We start from the raw sequence: 22512 nt of genomic DNA, 5'->3' as shown, positions 1-22512 counted from the left end.
GGGAAGGTGCAAGGCATATGCCATGCGCACGGATTTACCCGTGCGCCTCGCGCGCTGGGGCGATGCCCGGCTATAATCGCCGCCTCTTTTCGCCGCCCGAGTCATAGCCGCCCATGTACACCCTGGCCCGTCAGCTGTTGTTCAAACTTTCCCCGGAAACCTCCCACGATCTGTCGCTGGATCTGATCGGCGCGGGCGGGCGTTTGGGCCTCAACGGCTTGCTGTGCAAGGCTCCGGCGTCGCTGCCGGTGAATGTCATGGGCCTGCAATTCCCGAACCCTGTCGGTCTGGCGGCCGGTCTGGACAAGAACGGCGCGGCCATCGACGGCTTCGCGCAGCTGGGTTTCGGTTTTGTCGAAATCGGCACCGTGACCCCGCGCCCGCAGCCGGGCAACCCGAAACCACGGATTTTCCGCCTGCCGGAAGCCGAGGCGATCATCAATCGCATGGGTTTCAACAACCTCGGTGTGGATAACCTGCTGGCGCGGGTGGCGGCGGCCAAATACAAGGGCGTGCTGGGGATCAACATCGGCAAGAACTTCGACACCCCGGTCGAGCGCGCGGTTGAGGACTATCTGATCTGCCTGGACAAGGTCTACGCCCACGCCAGTTACGTCACGGTCAACGTCAGTTCGCCGAACACTCCGGGCCTGCGCAGCCTGCAATTCGGCGATTCGCTCAAGCAATTGCTGGCAGACCTGGCCACCCGCCGCGCCGAACTGGCCCTGCGCCACGGCAAACATGTACCGCTGGCGATCAAGATCGCGCCGGACATGACCGACGAAGAAACCGCGCAAGTCGCCCAGGCGTTGATCGAAACCGGGATGGACGCGGTGATCGCCACCAACACCACCCTCAGCCGCGTGGGTGTCGAAGGCATGGAACACGGTGACGAGGCGGGCGGTCTGTCCGGCGCTCCGGTGCGTGAGAAGAGCACCCACACCGTGAAGGTGCTGGCGTCCGAGCTGGGCGGCAAGCTGCCGATCATCGCGGCGGGCGGCATCACCGAAGGCAAGCATGCGGCCGAGAAGATCGCTGCCGGCGCGAGCCTGGTGCAGATTTATTCCGGCTTCATTTACAAGGGCCCGGCGCTGATCCGCGAATCGGTGGACGCCATCGCCGCCAAACGCTGATCCTTTGTGAGAGCGAGCTTGCTCGCGATGGCGTCCGTTCAGTCAACATTTCGTGTGACTGATGCACCGCCATCGCGAGCAAGTCGAGTCGTCGCACCGTCGCTCCCACAGGTTTTGTGTATGGCATAAATAATGTGGCAGGCATAAAAAAGGGCTCCTCGAAGGAGCCCCTGGGCCGTGGCCCGCCGTCCGGGAAGGACGTGCATGGTGATCAGGTTTTTACGAAATCAGATTGTCGTGTCGCAATAAGTGCCCTGTGTCAGCCGACGGCGTGAAGTTCGTTGAGTCTGTGGATTCCCGCAGTGCCGGTCATACCGTCCCAGTTGTCGCCGCGTCCTTCTCGCCAGCCGTTGATCCAGGCTTGACGTACCGACGGTAGAGTAAATGGGCAAAGCTCACGGGATTTGCCACCAACGCCATATTGATATCCGCGCAAAAAAGCTCTTTCCAACGGATCACGCTTAAGTCTTCTCATAGGGTGTTTCCCTCACTTGTTGACTGTTTTTGTCGCGTCGACCTCAATTGAGGTCTGGCAGAAAAACTCTGCCGTTGGCGGCTCGCTGCCGGCGTGGCGAGCCAAGGTGTTGACGCCGTTGCGACGTCAACCTGTGTGCAGTTCTAACCAATGAGTCACATCGATGGAATGACCGTTTTGTCATAAGGACGTAACGAAAAAGATGCTATGGCCATAAGTAACCGCGTATTTATCCAGTGTTTATTGGCCAAACCCCGGTATGATCGGCCCCGCGCTGGATGATGAGGTTAATCCTTTAGTGAGAATGACCCACGTTTACGCTGGGTTACTATTCGACGAAGGGTTGCTTTGAGTCATTTTGTTGCTTCAACTTCTTTATCTGTCCCGGCATCTAAGCTCTTTTAACCCGAGCAGCGGGGATGGAACGGCACACCTTCGTGCCACGCGGGCGTTCTTGTAGAAAAGCGCCTGATTGAAAACCGGACCGGCAATGCGTTGCCGGTTCATTAGCCAAAGGCTGTGAAAAAACCATGTCCGACCGTTTCGAACTCTTCCTCACTTGCCCCAAAGGCCTTGAAGGCCTGCTCATCGAGGAAGCCGTCGGGCTTGGCCTTGAAGAGGCCCGCGAACACACCTCCGCCGTGCGTGGCATGGCGACCATGGAAACCGCTTATCGTCTGTGCCTCTGGTCGCGTCTGGCCAACCGGGTGCTGCTGGTGCTCAAGCGTTTCCCGATGAAAAACGCCGAAGACCTGTACCACGGCGTACTCGACCTCGACTGGCAGGATCACATGCTGGCCGACGGCACCCTGGCCGTGGAATTCAGCGGCCACGGTTCAGGCATCGACAACACTCACTTCGGCGCCCTGAAGGTCAAGGACGCCATCGTCGACAAACTGCGCACCCCGCAGGGCGACCGACCAAGCATCGACAAGCTCAACCCGGACCTGCGCATTCACCTGCGTCTGGATCGCGGCGAAGCGATTCTGTCCCTCGACCTTTCCGGCCACAGCCTGCACCAGCGCGGCTACCGCTTGCAGCAGGGCGCTGCGCCGCTGAAGGAAAACCTCGCGGCCGCGATCCTGATCCGTTCCGGCTGGCCGCGCATTGCCGCCGAAGGTGGCGCGCTGGCTGACCCGATGTGCGGTGTCGGCACGTTCCTGGTCGAAGCCGGCATGATCGCCGCCGATATGGCGCCGAACCTGCGTCGCGAGCAATGGGGCTTCACCGCCTGGCTCGGTCACGTACCGGCGCTGTGGAAAAAGCTCCACGAAGAAGCCGTCGAGCGCGCCGCCGCCGGTCTGGCCAAACCACCGCTGTGGATCCGTGGTTATGAAGCCGACCCACGGCTGATTCAGCCAGGCCGCAACAACGTCGAGCGCGCCGGCCTGAGCGAGTGGATCAAGATCTATCAGGGCGAAGTCGCGACCTTCGAACCGCGTCCGGACCAGAACCAGAAAGGTCTGGTCATCTGCAACCCGCCGTACGGTGAGCGTCTGGGTGATGAAGCCAGCCTGTTGTACCTCTACCAGAACCTTGGCGAGCGTCTGCGTCAGGCCTGCCTGAACTGGGAGGCGGCGGTGTTCACCGGCGCACCGGACCTTGGCAAGCGCATGGGCATCCGCAGCCACAAACAGTATTCGTTCTGGAACGGCGCACTGCCGTGCAAGCTGCTGTTGATCAAAGTCCTGCCGGATCAGTTCGTCACCGGCGAGCGCCGTACTCCGGAGCAACGCCAGGCCGAGCGCGAGCAAGCCGCTTACGACCAGACGCCGAACGAGCCGCAAGAGCGCAAGTTCAACAAGAACGGCAATCCGATCAAACCGACGCCGGCCCCCGCGCCAGTGATCGAGCAGCCGCGCCTGAGCGAAGGCGGGCAGATGTTTGCCAATCGCCTGCAAAAGAACCTCAAGGCGTTGGGCAAGTGGGTCAAGCGCGAAGGCATCGATTGCTACCGCGTCTACGATGCGGACATGCCGGAATACGCGATGGCCATCGACCTGTACCACGACTGGGTGCACGTTCAGGAGTACGCCGCGCCGAAGTCGATCGACCCGGAAAAGGCCTCGATCCGCATGTTCGATGCGTTGGCGGCCATCCCTCAGGCGCTGAACATCGACAAGAGCCGCGTGGTGGTCAAGCGCCGCGAGCGTCAGAGCGGCACCAGGCAGTACGAGCGTCAGGCGGCCCAGGGCAAGTTCAATGAAGTGACCGAGGGCGGCGTGAAGTTGCTGGTCAACCTCACCGATTACCTCGACACCGGACTGTTCCTCGATCACCGGCCGATGCGCATGCGGATCCAGAAAGAGGCCGCCGGCAAGCGCTTCCTCAACCTGTTCTGCTACACCGCGACCGCCAGCGTACACGCGGCCAAGGGCGGCGCGCGCAGCACCACCAGCGTCGACCTGTCGAAAACCTACCTCGACTGGGCGCGTCGCAACCTGTCGCTCAACGGCTTCTCCGACAAGAACCGTCTGGAGCAGGGCGATGTGATGGCGTGGCTGGAAAACTGCCGCGAAGAGTACGACCTGATCTTCATCGATCCGCCGACCTTCTCCAACTCCAAGCGCATGGAAGGCATCTTCGACGTACAGCGTGACCAGGTGCAGTTGATCGACCTGGCCATGGCGCGCCTGGCAGCGGGCGGGGTGTTGTACTTCTCCAACAACTTCCGCAAGTTCCAGCTCGAGGACAACCTGGCCGAGCGTTACGCGGTCGAGGAAATCACCGCCAGCACCATCGACCCGGATTTCGCCCGCAACGGCAAGATCCATCGCGCCTGGAAAATCACGGCTCGTTGACACTCTGCAAAATTGGATCCACAGAGCCTTGATTTTTAAAGGCTCTTGGATCCGTCCAGAGCTAGCCAAATTAGTGGCTAATAGCTATAACTCACACACGGCCGATGGGGTTTTTCCCGCAGATGCTGACGTAGTGAGTGGCTTTTATGTCGTTGCACCCCGTGCGCCCGAAGATATTGGGTTTTATCAGCGAAGAAGTCTCGGCCTGGCTGGTCGCGCTGCTGGTATTGCTCGCCGGCGGGATTCTCACGGGGCTGCTCGCCTGGGGCACCCTCAATCAGTTTCACAGCCAGTTGCGCCAACGCTTTCAGCTACTGGCCAACGAGCGCTACAGCCGCATCGAAGAACGCTTTCAGGATCAGGAGCAACGCCTCGATGGCCTGCGACGGTTCTTCGCCAACTCCGAATCGGTGTCCCGCGCCGAATTCGACGGCTACACCCGACCTTTATTACTGCGCACCCAGGCCTATTCGTTCGCCTTGCGGGTGAGCGGCGCCGAGCGTGCAGCGTTCGAGAAACAGGTGCGAGACGAGGGCCTGACCACCTTCAGCGTGCGCGAACTCAATGCACGCGGCGAACTGCAACTGGCCGCGGCTCGCGATGAATACGTCGTGGTGGTGTACAGCCAGACCCAGAGTCGGCTCGGCTCGCCGCTGGGGTATGACTTGCTGGCGCAACCGTTGCGCCGATCGACCCTTGAACGGGCTGACCAGCTCCACGGTCTGGCGGTGTCGCAGCCGATGCATCTGGTGTCTATCGAGCCGGCTTATGCACGCGGCGTCCTGCTGGTCGCGCCAGTGGTTCGTCAGGGCGAAAACGTCTCTTTCGGTTATGTGATGGCAGTGATCAGCATGCGTCAACTGCTGGCGGACGGCTTGCCGGACGCACTCAATGACTATCTGTCAGTGCGCATTCTCGATCTGTCCAACAGCGATCAACATGAAGTGTTGTTCGAGTCGACCAATGAACCGGCGCCAAGCGATCTGTCCGCCACCCGGCTGGTGCGCATGGCCGATCACGACTATCAGGTGGATATTCTTCCCAGCGAAGCGTTCATGCAGGCCAACCATTCGTCGGTTGGCAGCGTGGTGGTGCTGGGCGGATTGCTCAGTCTCCTGCTGAGCGCGCTGCTTTATGTGCTGGTCAGTCAGCGCCAGCGCGCGTTGCGCATGGTCGAGTTGCGCACTCAGGAACTGCATGAGCGTGAACAGGAACTGCGCGGCACTCACGGCCAGCTGCGCGGGGTGCTGAACGCGGCAACCCAGGTTGCAATCATCGCCACCGATCTGCGCGGCGTGATCAACACCTTCAACCCCGGCGCCGAGCAGATGCTCGGTTATCACAGCAACGAAGTGGTCGGCCACATGACCCTGGAAAACCTGCACTTTCCCCGGGAACTGGTGGCTCGTGCGGCGGAGCTCAGCACCCGTTATGGCAAGGTCATTCCGACCTGTCAGGCGATGCTGGTGGAGGGCGGCGAAGTCGGCGGGCACGAAGCGCGGGAGTGGACGCTGGTACGCAAGGATGGCAGCCACCTGCCGGTGAACATGCTTGCCACACCGGTGCTGGACGAGCAGGGGCTGTGGGTCGGACACCTGGCGATCTGCATCGACATCACCGAGCGCAAGCGCGTGCACGAAGCGCTGGCCGCACGGGACGTGCTGTTGAAGAAGCTCAGCGCCCACGTTCCCGGCGGGATCTATCAATTCAAAATGGAGTTCGACGGGCGCTTCAGTGTGATCTACGCCAGCGACGGGATTCGCGAAATCTACGAGCTGGAGCCGGACGTGCTGCTGCTCAACGCCGAAGCGATCTTCACCCGCATCCATCCGCAGGACGTCAGTCGTGTGCGCAAGTCGATCCGCGCCTCGGCGGACAACCTCAGTCCGTGGCGCGAGGAATACCGCGTGCAGTTGCCCGAACGCGGCCTGCGCTGGGTTCGTGGCGAGGCGACCCCGGAGGAACTGCCGGGCGGCGGCGTGCTGTGGCACGGTTACATTTCCGACATCTCCGATCTGAAGCGCGTCGAAGAAGAGTTGCGTGCATTGTCGGTGACCGACGCTCTGACCGGGATTCACAACCGGCGCTATTTCCAGGAGCGCCTGACCACCGAAATGGCGCGTGTAGAGCGTGGCGGTGGTGAGTTGTCGGTGATCATGCTCGACATCGACCACTTCAAACGGATCAACGATCAGTACGGTCATGCGGTGGGCGACCGCGTGTTGCAGGCGGTCTGCGAGCGCATCGGCCATCGTCTGCGGCGTACCGACGTGTTCTGCCGGTTGGGCGGCGAGGAGTTCATGGTGCTGTGCCCGGACATCGACGGTGATCACGCCCTCATGCTGGCCGAAGAGTTATGGCACAGCCTGCGCAGTGCGCCGATCGACGTGGTGGGGGTGGTGACGGCCAGTTTCGGGATTGCCAGCTGGCGACCGGGAGAGGGCGCGGACGCGCTGTTGCTACGGGCGGATTCCGGGGTGTACGCGGCGAAGCAGGGCGGACGGGATCGGGTCGAGCGGCAGATGAACTGAGCCCCTCTGCCACCTGATCGTTCCCACGCTCTGCGTGGGAATGCCTCCGGGGACGCTCCGCGTCCAGTGACGCAGAGCGTCACGGGCTGTATTCCCACGCGGAGCGTGGGAACAATCAGGTTTTTTGGGGGGGGGGCGGCAGTTTCGGCTGTGATGATTGTTCCCACGCAGAGCGTGGGAGCAATCATTTACAGGGTTACAAAACCGAAGCGGTCTGCGGCGTCCGCGGCTGTTTATACAGATCCAGCAGCACCTGATCCAGCACCGACGAGGCGCCGAACGGGGCCTTGTCGTTGAGGATCGCCACCACCGCCCAGGTGTTGCCGTTGACGTCGCGGCTGAAGCCGGCAATCGCCCGTACGGTGTTCAGGGTACCGGTCTTGACGTGGGCTTCGCCGCGCATCGCGGTGGTCTTCAGGCGTTTGCGCATGGTGCCGTCGGTGCCGGCAATCGGCAGCGAGCTGATGTATTCGGCAGCATATGGGCTGTGCCAGGCCGCTTGCAGCATGTTGGCCATTTCCCGGGCGCTGACTCGCTCGGAACGCGACAGACCGGAGCCGTTCTCCATCACCAGGTGCGGCGCGGTGATGCCTTTCTTCGCCAGCCACTGACGGACCACGCGTTGCGCAGCCTTGGCGTCATCGCCATCGGCGTCGTTGCGGAATCTCTGGCCCAGGCTCAGGAACAGTTGCTGAGCCATGGTGTTGTTACTGTATTTGTTGATGTCGCGGATGATTTCCGCCAGATCCGGCGAGAACGCCCGGGCCAGCACTTTGGCGCTGCTCGGGGTCGGGGCCAGACGATCCTTGCCCTGGATGCTGCCGCCCAGTTCCTTCCAGATCGCCCGCACGGCGCCGGCGGTGTAGGTTGCGTGGTCGAGCAGCGACAGATAAGTCTGCGAGCTGCAGCCTTCGCCCAATTGGCCGGCCACGGTCACTGTCACGCTGCCATCGGCCTGCGGCACCGGGTTGTAGCGCACGCCGCCGGTGCATTGTTTGGAATTGAGTGCCTTGACGGTGTTTTGGATATTGATGCTGGCAATCGGCGGCTCGACCGAGATCAACACCCGGCCATTGTCATTGCGGGCCACGAAACGCAGGGCCTTGAGGTTGACCAGCAGCGAATCCGGCTTGACCAGAAACGGCTTGTTCTCGTCGTTGCCGTCATCGTTGAATTCCGGCAGTTGCGGCTGCACAAAGAAGCTGCGATCCAGTACCAGATCACCGGTGACCTGAGTCACGCCGTTGGCGCGCAGGTCGCGCATCAGCAGCCAGAGTTTTTCCATGTTCAGTTTCGGATCGCCACCACCCTTGAGGTAGAGGTTGCCGTTGAGAATCCCGCCGTTAAGGTCGCCGTCGGTGTAGAACTCGGTTTTCCACTGGTGGTTGGGGCCGAGCATTTCCAGCGCCGCGTAAGTGGTGACCAGCTTCATGGTCGAGGCCGGGTTGACCGACACGTCGGCGTTGTACACGGTCGGCGTGCCCGGACCGTCCAGCGGCACCATCACCAGCGACAGGGCAGTGGGCTGCAGCTTGCTGGCCTTGAGGGCTTTTTCGACGTTGGGGGTCAGGGCGGTGTTGATGGTGGCAGCGGAGACGGGCAGGGCCAAGGGGAGAAGAAGGCCGGCCAGGAGCAGAGGACGCAACGATTTGATCATATGAAATAAAACCCTACAGCCGAGGGGAAAAAAGACGAGGACATGGATGAAAAGGCCCTCAGTGGTCATGAAAGTGTCGGCATTATGCCCCAAGGTGTAACAGCTTGTGCCTTTCGCAAGGGCGTCAATTCGTTATTTTTTTACAGGCGGTCGTACGCACGTCCCGGATAGGCGGGCAATCGCCGCCTTAAACTGGTAAAGTGCCGGCCGTTATTACTTAAGAGGATTGTTCCAATGGCGACTAACCGTTCCCAGCGTCTGCGCAAAAAACTGTGCGTCGATGAATTTCAAGAGCTGGGTTTCGAACTGAACCTGGACTTCAAAGAAGATCTGTCCGAAGAAGCCATTGATGCTTTCCTCGAAGCCTTCATCAAAGAAGCCATGGACGCCAATGGTCTGGGCTATGTCGGCGGCGAAGGCTTCGGTCTGGTTTGCCTGCAGAAGCGTGGTTCGGTTTCCGAAGAGCAGCGCGCTGCCGTGGAAGCCTGGCTGAAAACCCGCACCGAGCTGACCAAGACTGAAATCAGCCCGCTGCTGGACGTCTGGTATCCGGAAAAGCCGATCAACAAGGCTTGATTCCGAAATGAAGAACGGCGACCCGAAGGTCGCCGTTTTTTTATGCCTTTCGCCAGTTGAGGATCAGCAAGGTCAACACCCCCGCGACAATCCCCCAGAAGGCCGAACCGATGGAAAACAGCGTCAGCCCCGACGCCGTGACCATGAAGGTGATCAGCGCCGCTTCCCGCTCCTTCACTTCGGTCATGGCGATGCTCAAGCCGTTGATGATCGAGCCGAACAGGGCCAAAGCGGCAATCGACAGCACCAGCTCCTTGGGCAGTGCGGCAAACAGTGCCGCCAATGTGGCGCCGAACACCCCGGCAATCCCGTAGAAAATCCCGCACCACACGGCTGCCGTGTAGCGTTTGTTGCGATCCTCATGGGCATGCGGCCCGGTGCAGATCGCCGCGCTAATCGCTGCGAGGTTGATGCCGTGGGAACCGAACGGCGCCAGCAACAGCGACGCGATGCCGGTGGCGGTGATCAGCGGCGAGGCCGGAACGTTGTAGCCATCGGCCCGCAATACGGCGATGCCGGGCATGTTTTGCGAGGTCATCGCTACCACAAACAGCGGGATGCCGATGCTGATGGTCGCGGCCAGGGAAAAATGCGGCGTGGTCCAGACCGGTGTCGCCACCTCCAGGTGAAAACCGCTGAAGTCCAGCAACCCCATGACGCCCGACAGCGCGGTGCCGATCAGCAGCGCAGCGAGCACCGCATAACGGGGCGACAGGCGTTTGACGATCAGATAAGTGAAGAACATCCCCAGCACCAGGCCGGTGCGGTGCTGCGCGGCGACGAAGATTTCGCTGCCGATCTTGAACAGAATCCCTGCCAGCAGCGCCGCGGCGAGGGAGGCCGGGATCTTTTTCACCAGCCGTTCGAAGCTGCCGGTCAAGCCGCAAATGGTCACCAGCACCGCGCAGGTGATATAGGCGCCAATCGCTTCGCCATAGGTCACGCCGCCAAGGCTGGTGATCAACAGCGCCGCGCCGGGCGTCGACCAGGCGATGGTGATCGGCGTGCGATAACGCAGCGACAGGCCGATCGAACACACCGCCATGCCGATGGAGATCGCCCAGATCCACGAAGAAATCTGCCCGCTGGTCAGGCCCGCCGCTTGCCCTGCCTGGAACATCAGCACCAGCGAACTGGTGTAGCCGGTCATCATCGCGATGAACCCGGCGACGATGGCGGAGGGCGAAGTGTCCGCCAGCGGGCGCAGTCGGGTGTGGGTAATTTCGTTCATGACAGCGGTATTCCTTGTACCAATGAAGATATTTGCTGCTATGCGAAACCCTTGTGGGAGCGAGCTTGCTCGCGATGACGGCGGAACAGTCGACATTGGAGTTGAATGTCCAACCGCTATCGCGAGCAAGCTCGCTCCCACAGGGATCGCGGATTCTGCGATCAAGCCTAAACTCAAACGTAACGAAGCGTTGCAATACAGCCAAAGCCACAAACAGCCGTACAGTCGTGTTGCCACCTTCCATTGTGTACAATCGCGCTGTTTTTTACGCGATACTTGCCAGCGACCCACTGTGCCGTATTACAGTCACGGTCAATTCGCCGCCGTTCTTCCCGACTCGAGTGCCCATGAACGAACAGTTGCAACCCCTCAAGAAACAACCGCGAGCAGGCAAAGCCGGCCGCAGCGGAACCCAGGACGACATCGTCTATGCGCATATCTTCGAGGCCATCCTCGAACAGCGCCTGGCGCCCGGCACAAAGTTGAGCGAAGAAGCGCTGGGGGAAATTTTCGGGGTCAGCCGCACCATCATTCGCCGCGCGCTCTCGCGTCTGGCCCATGAAGGCGTGGTGCTGTTGCGGCCGAACCGTGGCGCGGTCGTCGCCAGCCCGAGCGTTGAAGAGGCGCGTCAGGTGTTTCTCGCCCGGCGTCTGGTGGAGCGCGCGATCACCGAGCTGGCCGTGCAACACGCCACCGCCGAGCAGATCGCCGAATTGCGCCAGATGGTCAACGACGAGCGCGACAGCTTCTCCCGTGGCGATCGCGGCGCCGGCATCCGTCTCTCGGGTGAATTCCACCTGAAACTGGCCGAGGCAGCGAAGAATGCGCCGTTGATCAGTTTCCAGCGCAGCCTGGTTTCGCAAACGTCGCTGATCATCGCCCAATATGAAAGCGGCAACCGTTCGCACTGTTCCTACGACGAGCACACCCAGTTGATCGACGCCATCGAAGCGCGCAACGGCGAGCTGGCAGTGGACCTGATGATGCATCACATGGATCACATCGACAGCAAGCTCAACCTCGACGAAGAAAGCGCTTCGGACGATCTGCATGCAGTGTTCTCGCACCTGTTGCAGACCAAGAAGCCGGGGCGGCCGGCGGTCAAGCTCTGAGGCGAATCGACAGGCAATAAAAATCCCCCGGACTGCAAAGTGCCGGGGGATTTTTTTGCTCTCCTGATCGTTCCCACGTCGAGGCGTCGAACCGTCCGCGTGGGAATTCAGCCCGTGACGCTCCGCGTCACTGGACGCGGAGCGTCCCCAGAGGCATTCCCACGCAGAGCGTGGGAACAATCGAGCAATCAGTTAGCGCTGGTGCACCAGCGCGCCCGCCGCGTAGGTCTGAGCTATGGTGCGGTCATCGCCCAGGGTCATCAGCACGAACAGCGTTTCAGCAATGTTGTTGGCCTGCTTCAAGCGATAGCTCATCAGCGGCGTGGCGTTGTAGTCCAGCACCAGGAAGTCGGCGTCGGAGCCCGGTTGCAGGTTGCCGATCTTGTCTTCCAGACGCAGGGCCCGCGCGCCACCGAGGGTGGCGAGGTACAGCGACTTGAACGGGCTCAGGCGTGCGCCTTGCAACTGCATCACCTTGTAGGCTTCGTTCAGGGTTTGCAGCAACGAAAAACTGGTGCCGCCGCCGACGTCAGTCCCGAGCCCGACGTTCAGTTTGTGCTTCTCGGCCATCGGCAGGTTGAACAGGCCGCTGCCGAGGAAGAAGTTCGAGGTCGGGCAGAACGCGACCGCCGAACCGGTCTGCGCCAGGCGTGCGCATTCGTCGTCGCACAGATGCACGCCGTGGGCGAACACCGAGCGCTCGCCGAGCAATTGGTAGTGATCGTAGACGTCCAGATAGCCCTTGCGCTCCGGAAACAGCTCCTTGACCCACTCGACTTCCTTGAGGTTTTCGCTGATGTGGGTCTGCATGTACAGATCCGGGTATTCGCTGAGCAACTGACCGGCGAGCGTCAGCTGTTCCGGGGTGCTGGTCGGGGCGAATCGCGGGGTGACGGCATAGTGCAGACGGCCCTTGCCGTGCCAGCGCTCGATCAGCGCCTTGCTGTCGACGTAGCTCGATTCCGGGGTGTCGGTCAGGTAGTCCGGCGCGTTGCGGTCCATCATCACCTTGCCGGCGATCATCCGCAGATCCAGCTTCTCTGCCGCTTCGAAGAACGAGTTCACCGATTGCGGATGCACGCTGCCGAACACCAGCGCGGTGGTGGTGCCGTTGCGCAGCAGTTCCTTGATGAAGATGTCCGCCACTTCATCGGCGTGGGCCTTGTCGGCGAACTGGCTTTCGCAAGGGAAGGTGTAGGTGTTCAGCCAGTCCAGCAGTTGCTCGCCATAGGCGCCGACCATGCCGGTCTGCGGCAGGTGGATGTGGGTGTCGATGAAGCCCGGGGTGATCAGCGCATCCTTGTGATGCGTGATCTCGATGTCCGCCGGCAGGGTCGGCAGCAGTTCGCTGGCGTGGCCGAGGGCGCTGATCTTGCCGCCATCGACCACCAGCAGGCCATCCTCGAAATACTCGTAGGAGGCTTCGATGCCGACCTCGGCAGGGTCGGCGATGCTGTGCAGGATGGCGGCGCGGTAGGCTTTGCGAGTCAGAGGCATGAGGGTTCTCTAATCAGTTTGAGGCTTTGAGTGTGGCGGCCTGACTGCGCCGGGAAACCGGCAGCAGTTTGGCAATCGGTTCGGCACTGGCGGTGTGCTGGCCGAAATTGGCGTTATAGGTGGCGATGATTTCGCCGGCGATGGAGATGGCGATTTCTACAGGCAACTTGCCTTTGACTTCACCGATGCCCATCGGGCAGCGCATGCGTTGCAGGACGCTGGCGTCGAAACCACGGTCACGCAGGCGATGTTCGAACTTGGCCCGTTTGGTTTTCGAGCCGATCAGGCCGAACCAGGTGAAATCGTTGCGCTTGAGGATCGCTGCGGTGAGTTCCAGATCCAACTGATGGTTGTGGGTCATGACGATGCAGTAGCTGCCGGCGGGCAGGTCGTCGATTTCATCCACAGGCTCTTCGGCGACGATTTTGCGCACGCCGTGGGGAATCTGCTCGGGGAATTCCTCCTCCCGGGAGTCGATCCAGCGCACCCGGCAGGGCAGGCTGGCGAGCAAGGGCACCAGTGCGCGACCGACATGACCGGCGCCGAACACGGCGATCTGCGCCTGCACCTGGCCCATCGGTTCGAACAGCAGCACCGTCGCGCCGCCGCAGCACTGGCCCAGACTGGCGCCGAGGCTGAAGCGCTCCAGATGGGTGTCCTGCTTGCCGCTGGCGAGCATCTCGCGAGCGATCTGCATGGCTTTGTATTCCAGGTGCCCGCCACCGATGGTGTCGAACATCTGGCGGGCGCTGACGACCATTTTCGAGCCGGCATTGCGCGGCGTCGAGCCGAGCTCTTCGATGATCGTCACCAGAACACAGGGTTCGCCCTGGTTCTGCAGGTCGGCGAGGGCGTCGATCCAGTTGTACATATCTCACCTCTCAGATCGTTCCCACGTCGAGGCGTCGAACCGTCGCGTGGGAATGCATCACTGGACGCTCCGCGTCCGCTGTTCAGGATGCGACGCAGAGCGTCGCGGGCTGCATTCCCACGCAGGCGTGGGAACGATCATCAAACAACCTCGGTTTCAGCTTCGACGGCCTTCACCGCCTTGAGCTGGCGCATCTGCTCGCAACCCCACAACACCCGCTCCGGGGTCGCCGGCGCGTCGATCTTCGGTTGATGCTTGTAGTCGCCGAGGCTGGCCACCGCATCCTTGATCGCGCACCACGCGGCGATGCCGAGCATGAACGGCGGCTCACCCACTGCCTTGGAGTGGAACACCGTGTCTTCCGGGTTCTTGCGGTTTTCCACCAGTTTCACCCGCAGGTCCAGCGGCATGTCCGCCACGGCCGGGATCTTGTAGCTGGCCGGGCCGTTGGTCATCAGCTTGCCCTTGTTGTTCCACACCAGTTCTTCCATGGTCAGCCAGCCCATGCCCTGGACAAAGCCGCCCTCGACCTGGCCGATGTCGATGGCCGGGTTCAGCGAGGCGCCGACGTCGTGGAGGATGTCGGTGCGCAGCATCTTGTACTCGCCGGTCAGGGTGTCGACGATCACTTCGCAGCACGCCGCGCCGAAGGCGAAGTAGTAGAACGGCCGACCACGGGCCTGGCTGCGGTCGTAGTAGATTTTCGGGGTCTTGTAGAACCCGGTGCTCGACAGCGACACCTGATTGAAATACGCCAGCTGAATCAACGCTTCGAAGGTCATGATGTGGTCGCGCACACGGACGTGGCCGTTGTGGAATTCCACGTCTTCTTCGCTGACCTTGTAGTGCCGCGCCGCAAATTCAACGAGGCGTTGCTTGATGATTTCCGCCGCGTTCTGTGCGGCTTTACCGTTCAGGTCAGCACCGCTGGAGGCCGCCGTAGGCGAGGTGTTCGGCACCTTGTCGGTGTTGGTCGCGGTGATCTGCACGCGATCCATTTCCACCTGGAACACTTCGGCCACGACCTGCGCGACTTTGGTGTTCAGGCCCTGGCCCATTTCCGTGCCGCCGTGGTTCAGGTGGATGCTGCCGTCGGTATAGACGTGCACCAGCGCACCCGCCTGGTTGAGGAAGCTGGCGGTGAAGGAAATGCCGAACTTCACCGGGGTCAGCGCCAGGCCTTTTTTCAGGATCGGGCTATTGGCGTTGTAGCGACGGATCGCTTCGCGGCGTTCGGCATACTGGCTGCTTTCTTCCAGCTCGGCGGTCATCTCTTCGAGCATGTTGTGCTCGACAGTCTGGTAGTAGTGGGTGACGTTGCGCTCGGTCTTGCCGTAGTAGTTGGCCTTGCGCACGGCCAGCGGATCGAGGTTGAGGTGACGGGCGATGGCGTCCATCACTTCTTCGATCGCGACCATCCCTTGCGGGCCGCCGAAACCCCGATACGCGGTGTTCGACGCGGTGTTGGTCTTGCAGCGGTGACCGTTGATGGTCGCATCGCCGAGGTAGTACGAGTTGTCCGAGTGGAACATCGCACGGTCAACGATCGAGGCCGACAGGTCAGGCGAGCAGCCGCAGTTGCCGGCCAGATCCATCGCGATCCCGTGCAGGCGCCCGTTGCTGTCGAAGCCCACGTCGTACTCGACATAGAACGGGTGACGCTTGCCGGTCATCAGCATGTCTTCGACCCGAGGCAGGCGCATCTTGGTCGGCTGGCCGGTGAGGTGCGCGATCACTGCGCACAGGCATGCCGGGCTTGCGGCCTGGGTTTCCTTGCCGCCGAAACCACCGCCCATGCGGCGCATGTCGACCACGATCTTGTTCATCGACACGTCGAGGACTTCGGCCACCAGTTTCTGCACTTCGGTGGGGTTCTGGGTCGAGCAGTAGACGATCATGCCGCCGTCTTCGGTCGGCATTACCGAGGAAATCTGCGTCTCCAGATAAAAGTGTTCCTGACCGCCGATGTGCAGCGTGCCTTGGATGCGGTGCTCGGCCGTGGCCAAGGCGTTGGCCGAATCCCCGCGCTGGTGGGTGTGGCTGTCGAGTACGAAGTGGCGTTTGCGCAGGGCTTCGACCACGTCCAGCACCGGCTCCAGATCTTCGTATTCGATGATCGCGGCCATCGCGGCCTTGCGAGCGGTTTCGAGGTCTTTGGCGGCCACCGCCAGTACCGGTTGACCGACGAACTGCACGTCATCGATGGCCAGCAGCGGATCGCCCGGCATCAACGGGCCGATGTCTTTCAGGCCCGGAACGTCTTCGTGAGTGATGGCGATGCGCACACCTTCGAAGGCGTAGCAGGGTTTGGTGTCGATGCTGATGATTTTTGCGTGGGCGCGATCCGACAACCGTGCGTAAACGTGCAACTGGTTAGGGAATTCCAGGCGGTCATCGATGTACTGCGCTTCACCGGACACATGCTTGGCGGCGCTGTCGTGCTTGACGCTGCGGCCGACGCCGGTGGTCAGGTCCCTGGCGAACAGTTCAGCCAGTTCAGCTTGTGTTTTCTCTACGCCGTGATGGTTAGACATAAGCGGTCACCCGAGTCTCGATGTGCGGTGTTTGCAGTTCGATGAAGTATTTGCGCAGCAGGTTCTGCGCGCTGAGCAGGCGGTATTCCTTGCTGGCGCGGAAGTCCGAGAGCGGAGTGAAATCCTCGCCCAGCGCAGTGCAGGCACGTTCGACCACCGCGTTGTTGAACGGCTGGCCGAGCAGCACGGCTTCACAATGAGCGGCGCGTTTCGGGATCGCGGCCATGCCGCCGAAGGCGACGCGGGCGTCGGTGATCACGCCGTTTTCGACGCGCAGGTTGAACGCGGCGCAGACGGCGGAGATGTCATCGTCCAGACGCTTGGAGACTTTGTAGGCGCGGAAACGCTGCTCGGCCGTGGCGCGAGGCACGATGATTTTCTCGATGAATTCGCTTTCCTGGCGCGCGGTGACCCGGTAATCGATGAAGTAATCCTCGAGCGCCAGCGTGCGGCGCGTCTCGCCCTTGCACAACACGATCTGCGCGCCGAGGGCGATCAGCAGGGGCGGCGAGTCACCAATGGGCGAGGCGTTGCCGATGTTGCCGCCGAGGGTGCCCTGGTTGCGGATCTGCAGGGAGGCGAAGCGGTGCAGCAGCTCGCCGAAGTCCGGGTACTCGGCGTTCAACACTTCGTAGCAGTCGGAGAGGGCGGTGGCGGCGCCGATTTCGATGCGATCCTCGAAGTGCTCGATGCGCTTCATTTCGGCGACGTTGCCCACGTAGATCATCACCGGCAGGGTGCGGTGGAACTGCGTGACTTCCAGCGCCAGGTCGGTGCCGCCGGCCAACAGGCGGGCCTGTGGATAAGCATCGTAGAGGTCGGCCAGATCGGCCACGGTCAGCGGCACCAGGCAGCGTTTGTCGCCGCTGTTGAGTTCGCCGATCGATGTCGGGGCAATGGCTTTGAGGCGGGCAATGGTTTGCGCCTCACCGGCGTCGAACTGGTCAGGCTGCTTGCCGCAGCAGGATTGCTCGGCGGCGGCCAGGATCGGCCGGTAGCCGGTGCAGCGGCAGAGATTGCCGGCCAGCGCTTCGTGGGCCTTGGCATGGTCCGGCGCATCGCTGTTCTTTTGCAGGGCGAACAACGACATCACGAAACCGGGGGTGCAGAAACCGCACTGCGAACCGTGGCACTCGACCATGGCTTTCTGCACGCTGTGCAGTTCGCCCTTGTGCTTGAGGTCTTCGACGCTGATGAGTTGTTTGCCGTGCAGCGACGAAACGAACGTCAGGCACGAGTTGAGGCTGCGATAGCGAATGCGCTCGCGGCCATCGTCATCCGTCTGCAACTCGCCGACCACCACCGTACAGGCGCCGCAGTCACCGCTGGCGCAGCCTTCTTTGGTGCCGGGTTTACCCACGTGTTCGCGCAGGTAGTTGAGCACAGTCAGGTTCGGGTCCAGGGCGTGCTCGCTACGGAGTTCCTGGTTAAGTAAAAACTGGATCACGGAAGGCCTCGCAGACTCATTATTGTTGTTGAGCGACTTGAGCCGAATTTAGCAGGTCTGACTTTTCGGTCAATGGTTTTCTGACTTAAAGGTCAGGAAAAACCGTTTTGTCGCTCAACCACGTGTCTCTTCAGTATTGACCCTTATGGGATCAAGCGCTTTTTTGCGGGATTCGTGCCAAAAACCGCTGTGCGGGCACTCCGCCATGACCGCGCATTGCGCTACACTGCGCCGCTTGTGCAGATCGAAGAGTTTGAAGGACAACCATGACGTTCAAGGCGCCGGACAGCCTCGCCGAGCAAATCGCTCACCACCTCGCCGAACGGATCATTCGCGGCGAAATGAAGCCGGGAGAGCGCATCCAGGAACAGAAGGTCACGCTGGCGCTGAACGTCAGCCGCGGCTCGGTCCGCGAAGCCTTGCTGATCCTCGAGCGCCGTCACCTGATCGCGATCCTGCCGCGCCGCGGCGCCCACGTCACTGAGCTTACGGCGCACAAGGTGCAGAGCCTGTGCACGTTGATGAGCGAGCTGTACATCCTGCTCGGCAACGCGGTGGCCAATGGCTGGCAAGTCCAGTCCGACATGGCGCCGTTCGTGCAGATCCAGCAGCGCCTGACCGCCAGCTACGAGCGTCAGGACATTCGCACCTTCGTCGACGAAAGCTTCAACGTGATGCGCGCCGCGTATCCGTTCGCCAACAACCCGTACCTGCAGGAAACCGTCGAGAACCTGCAACCGGCCATGAGCCGTGCGTATTTCCTTGCGCTGGAGCAGCGCAAGGCCGAGATGAGCGAATTCCTCGAACTGTTCGAACGCTTGCTCGCCGCCGTCCTCGCCCGTGACCTGCCGCAGATCCGCATCGTGCTGACGGCTTACGCCCAGCGCAGCTGCGATCTGGTGGTGGCCGCCCTGACGGTTGCCTGACCTTGCGGCTCAAGTGCATCAAACTGGCGGGGTTCAAATCCTTCGTCGATCCGACCACGGTGAACTTCCCCAGCAACATGGCGGCGGTCGTCGGGCCGAACGGTTGCGGCAAATCGAACATCATCGACGCCGTGCGCTGGGTAATGGGCGAAAGCTCGGCCAAGAATCTGCGCGGCGAGTCGATGACCGACGTCATCTTCAACGGCTCGACCAGCCGCAAACCGGTGAGCCAGGCGAGCATCGAACTGGTATTCGACAACTCCGACGGCACCCTGCTGGGCGAGTGGGCGGCGTACGCGGAAATTTCGATCCGCCGCAAAGTGACCCGCGACAGCCAGACCACTTATTACTTGAACGGCGCCAAATGCCGTCGCCGCGACATCACCGACATCTTCCTCGGCACCGGCCTCGGCCCGCGCAGCTACTCGATCATCGAGCAGGGGATGATCTCCAAGCTGATCGAGTCCAAGCCCGAAGACCTGCGCAACTTCATCGAAGAAGCCGCTGGTATTTCCAAATACAAGGAGCGCCGGCGCGAGACCGAGAACCGCATCCGCCGCACCCACGAAAACCTTGCCCGCCTGACCGACCTGCGTGAAGAACTCGAACGCCAGCTCGAACGCCTTCACCGTCAGGCCGAGGCCGCCAAGAAGTATCAGGAATACAAGGCCGAAGAGCGCCAGCTCAAGGCGCAACTGTCGGCCCTGCGCTGGCAGGATCTGAACGATCAGGTCGGCCAGCGCGAATCGATCATCGGCAACCAGGAGATCAGCTTCGAAGCGCTGGTCGCCGAGCAGCGCAACGCCGACGCGGCCATTGAACGCCTGCGCGACGGTCACCATGACCTGTCCGAGCGCTTCAATCTGGTGCAGGGGCGCTTCTATTCGGTCGGCGGCGACATCGCCCGGGTCGAGCAGAGCATCCAGCACGGCCAGCAGCGTTTGCGCCAATTGCAGGACGATCTGAAAGAGGCAGAGCGCGCGCGCCTGGAAACCGAATCGCACCTGGGCCACGACCGTACCTTGCTGCTGACCCTCGGCGAAGAGCTCGATCAACTGACCCCCGAGCAGGAAATCACCAACGCTGCCGCCGAAGAGGCCGCCGCGGCGCTGGAAGATTCCGAAACCGTCATGCACGGCTGGCAGGAGCAATGGGACGCCTTCAACCTGACCGCCGCCGAACCCCGCCGTCAGGCCGAAGTGCAGCAGTCGCGCATCCAGCAGTTGGAAACCAGTCTGGAGCGTCTGGCCGATCGGCAAAAACGTCTGGGCGAAGAGCGGGCGTTGCTCTCGGCCGATCCGGAAGACGCGGCGATCATGGAGCTCAGCGAACAGCTCGCGGAGTCCGAAGCCACCCTTGAAGATTTGCAGACCAGCGAAGCAGCCCAGGTCGAAAAACTTGAGCAACTGCGCCAGGAGTTGCAGCAGGCGCTGACCGCGCAGCAGCAGGCGCAGGGCGATTTGCAGCGTCTCAACGGTCGCCTGGCATCGCTGGAAGCCTTGCAGCAGGCCGCGCTCGATCCGGGCACGGGCACCGCTGAATGGCTGAAGGAACACAACCTTGCCGAGCGTCCGCGTCTGGCCGAAGGCCTGAAGGTCGAGGCCGGTTGGGAGCTGGCGGTGGAGACCGTGCTCGGTGCCGACCTGCAAGCGGTGCTGGTGGACGATTTCGACGGCTTCGATCTGTCCGGTTTCGCCCAGGGTGATCTGCGTTTGCTCAGCCCCGGCAATGACGGCGTGCGCGTGGCCGGCAGCCTGCTGGACAAGGTCGAGGCACTGGTTGATCTGTCGCCCTGGCTCGCTCAGGTCAAACCGGTCGACAGTCTTGAGCAGGCGCTGGCCCTGCGCGGCCAGCTGGCTGCCGGGCAGAGCCTGATCAGCCGCGACGGTTACTGGGTCGGCCGGCATTTCCTGCGGGTGCGCCGCGCCAGCGAAGCCGAAAGCGGCATGCTTGCGCGTGGCCAGGAAATCGAAACGCTGCATGCGGAGCGCGAAGAGCGCGAAGCCACGGTCGAGGCCATGGAAACCCGTTTACAGACTCTGCGCGCGCAACAGCGTCAGCAGGAAAACGGTCGCGAGCATTTGCGTCGTTTGCTGCAAGACGAGGCCCGTCAGCAAGGCGAGCTGAAAGCTCAACTGTCCGCCGGCAAAGCCAAGGCCGAGCAGTTGAATCTGCGTCGCACCCGACTCGACGAAGAACTGGTCGAGCTCGCCGAACAGCGCGAACTGGAACACGAAAACATCGGCGAAGCGCGGATCCAGCTGCAGGACGCCCTCGACGCCATGGCCCTGGACACCGAACAGCGCGAATTGCTGCTGGCCCAGCGAGACAGCCTGCGCGAGCGGCTGGATCGGGTGCGTCAGGAAGCGCGCCAGCACAAGGATCACGCCCATCAATTGGCCGTGCGTCTGGGCTCGCTGCGCGCGCAGCATGATTCGACCCGCCAGGCCCTTGAACGTCTGGAAATGCAGGCCGAGCGCCTCACCGAAAAACGCGAACAGCTCAGCCTGAATCTGGAGGAGGGCGAGGCGCCGCTGGAAGAGTTGCGCCTCAAACTCGAAGAGTTGCTCGACAAGCGCATGAGCGTCGACGATGAACTCAAGACCGCCCAGATCGCGCTGGAAGACGCCGACCGCGAACTGCGCGACGCGGAAAAACGCCGGACCCAGGCCGAGCAGCAATCGCAAATGATCCGTGGCCAGCTCGAACAGCAACGCATGGAATGGCAGGCCCTGACCGTGCGCCGCAAGGCTCTGCAGGATCAACTGCTGGAAGACGGCTACGATCTGCACGGCGTGCTCAACACCCTGACCGCCGAGGCCAGCGAGAAGGGCGCCGAAGAAGAACTCGAGCGCATCGCCGCGCGCATTCAGCGCCTGGGCGCGATCAACCTCGCGGCGATCGACGAATACCAGCAACAATCCGAGCGTAAACGTTATCTGGATGCTCAGGACGCCGATCTGGTCGAAGCCCTTGAGACGCTGGAAAACGTCATCCGCAAGATCGACAAGGAAACCCGTAACCGTTTCAAAGATACCTTTGATCAGATCAATGGCGGTTTACAGGCGCTTTTCCCGAAAGTTTTCGGTGGTGGACGCGCGTATTTGGAACTGACGGGCGAAGATCTACTCGATACAGGGGTGACGATCATGGCGCAACCGCCCGGCAAGAAGAACAGCACCATCCATTTGCTCTCCGGTGGCGAGAAAGCCCTGACGGCACTGGCACTGGTTTTTGCGATCTTCAAGTTGAATCCGGCGCCGTTCTGCATGCTCGATGAAGTTGACGCACCGCTGGATGACGCTAACGTTGGACGCTACGCACGATTGGTCAAGGAGATGTCGCAGACTGTGCAGTTCATCTATATCACCCACAACAAGATCGCCATGGAAATGGCTGACCAGTTGATGGGCGTGACGATGCACGAGCCGGGTTGTTCGCGACTGGTAGCCGTGGATGTCGAGGAGGCGATGGCGATGGTGGATGCCTGAGCCGGCGCTGTCGGAAAAGGTATTTGTAGTCCGTAGGACTTATTTACCGGTTTCGAATGGCTGGCCAATCGACATAATCGCGCAAGCCAATGAGACAGACGGTGTAAAGTTGTCTTTGGTCGTGCTAGTTTAATGTCAATTTTTCGTATACGTGGGCAAAACGCCTGTCAGAACATAGAGTTGGCGCCACGTTTTAAAGCGGTTTGCACAGTGTAAACCCCTTATTTTTC

The 22512-nt window shown here is 61.5% G+C and carries 14 protein-coding genes; 7 read left to right on the top strand and 7 right to left on the bottom strand.

Annotated features, from left to right (window positions below):
* The first annotated feature begins 113 nt into the window (after positions 1–113).
* A complete protein-coding gene (locus CAF73_RS19565; protein ID WP_085700237.1) occupies positions 114–1133 on the top strand; it encodes a quinone-dependent dihydroorotate dehydrogenase in 1020 nt (339 codons plus the stop codon).
* 259 nt (positions 1134–1392) lie between these two features.
* Here the strand turns inward: CAF73_RS19565 and rmf are convergent, their stop codons facing one another.
* Positions 1393–1608, bottom strand: coding sequence for a ribosome modulation factor (gene rmf, locus CAF73_RS19560; protein WP_003223300.1), 216 nt, complete (start codon positions 1606–1608; stop codon positions 1393–1395).
* A gap of 530 nt (positions 1609–2138) precedes the next feature.
* On the opposite strand from rmf, the gene rlmKL reads away from it, so the two are divergent.
* Positions 2139–4409, top strand: coding sequence for a bifunctional 23S rRNA (guanine(2069)-N(7))-methyltransferase RlmK/23S rRNA (guanine(2445)-N(2))-methyltransferase RlmL (rlmKL, locus tag CAF73_RS19555; protein WP_085700236.1), 2271 nt, complete (start codon positions 2139–2141; stop codon positions 4407–4409).
* 146 nt (positions 4410–4555) lie between these two features.
* Entirely contained in the window at positions 4556–6940 is a 2385-nt protein-coding gene (locus CAF73_RS19550; RefSeq protein ID WP_085703543.1) for a diguanylate cyclase, read from the top strand.
* Between the two features lie 196 nt (positions 6941–7136).
* Here the strand turns inward: CAF73_RS19550 and dacB are convergent, their stop codons facing one another.
* Entirely contained in the window at positions 7137–8597 is a 1461-nt protein-coding gene (gene dacB / locus CAF73_RS19545; protein ID WP_085700234.1) for a D-alanyl-D-alanine carboxypeptidase/D-alanyl-D-alanine-endopeptidase, read from the bottom strand.
* Positions 8598–8831: 234 nt separating this feature from the next.
* Here dacB and CAF73_RS19540 point away from each other — a divergent pair, with 234 nt between their 5' ends.
* The gene (locus CAF73_RS19540; RefSeq protein WP_085700233.1) at positions 8832–9173 is read left to right on the top strand and encodes a YggL family protein; all 342 of its coding nucleotides are present in this window, start codon (positions 8832–8834) and stop codon (positions 9171–9173) included.
* Between the two features lie 40 nt (positions 9174–9213).
* On the opposite strand, the gene CAF73_RS19535 is transcribed toward CAF73_RS19540, so the two are convergent.
* Positions 9214–10404, bottom strand: coding sequence for a benzoate/H(+) symporter BenE family transporter (locus CAF73_RS19535; protein ID WP_085700232.1), 1191 nt, complete (start codon positions 10402–10404; stop codon positions 9214–9216).
* 347 nt (positions 10405–10751) lie between these two features.
* Between CAF73_RS19535 and CAF73_RS19530 the strand changes: the two genes are divergently transcribed.
* Positions 10752–11516, top strand: a complete 765-nt coding sequence (locus CAF73_RS19530) for a GntR family transcriptional regulator (protein WP_007952027.1) — start codon at positions 10752–10754, stop codon at positions 11514–11516.
* Between the two features lie 192 nt (positions 11517–11708).
* Here CAF73_RS19530 and guaD read toward each other — a convergent pair whose 3' ends face one another.
* The 4 genes from guaD to xdhA all read right to left on the bottom strand — a co-directional run bounded on the left by guaD (position 11709) and on the right by xdhA (position 17865).
* Positions 11709–13013, bottom strand: coding sequence for a guanine deaminase (gene guaD / locus CAF73_RS19525; RefSeq protein ID WP_085700231.1), 1305 nt, complete (start codon positions 13011–13013; stop codon positions 11709–11711).
* A 13-nt stretch (positions 13014–13026) separates the two neighbouring features.
* Entirely contained in the window at positions 13027–13884 is an 858-nt protein-coding gene (xdhC, locus tag CAF73_RS19520; protein WP_085703542.1) for a xanthine dehydrogenase accessory protein XdhC, read from the bottom strand.
* 140 nt (positions 13885–14024) lie between these two features.
* Positions 14025–16418, bottom strand: a complete 2394-nt coding sequence (gene xdhB, locus CAF73_RS19515; protein WP_085700230.1) for a xanthine dehydrogenase molybdopterin binding subunit — start codon at positions 16416–16418, stop codon at positions 14025–14027.
* A complete protein-coding gene (gene xdhA, locus CAF73_RS19510) occupies positions 16411–17865 on the bottom strand; it encodes a xanthine dehydrogenase small subunit (RefSeq protein ID WP_085703541.1) in 1455 nt (484 codons plus the stop codon). The genes xdhB and xdhA overlap by 8 nt, the downstream gene beginning before the upstream one ends.
* Positions 17866–18131: 266 nt before the next feature.
* Between xdhA and CAF73_RS19505 the strand changes: the two genes are divergently transcribed.
* Together CAF73_RS19505 and smc are read left to right on the top strand one after the other, a co-directional pair.
* On the top strand, positions 18132–18791 hold the full coding sequence (locus CAF73_RS19505; protein WP_085700228.1) for a GntR family transcriptional regulator: 660 nt from the start codon (positions 18132–18134) through the stop codon (positions 18789–18791).
* A gap of 2 nt (positions 18792–18793) precedes the next feature.
* The gene (smc, locus tag CAF73_RS19500) at positions 18794–22282 is read left to right on the top strand and encodes a chromosome segregation protein SMC (RefSeq protein WP_085700227.1); all 3489 of its coding nucleotides are present in this window, start codon (positions 18794–18796) and stop codon (positions 22280–22282) included.
* Positions 22283–22512: the final 230 nt, after the last annotated feature.

This window comes from Pseudomonas sp. B15(2017), assembly GCF_002113215.1.
GTDB lineage: Bacteria > Pseudomonadota > Gammaproteobacteria > Pseudomonadales > Pseudomonadaceae > Aquipseudomonas.
Note: the sequence above shows the minus strand (reverse complement) of the source record. Positions and strands in the feature narration are given on the sequence as shown.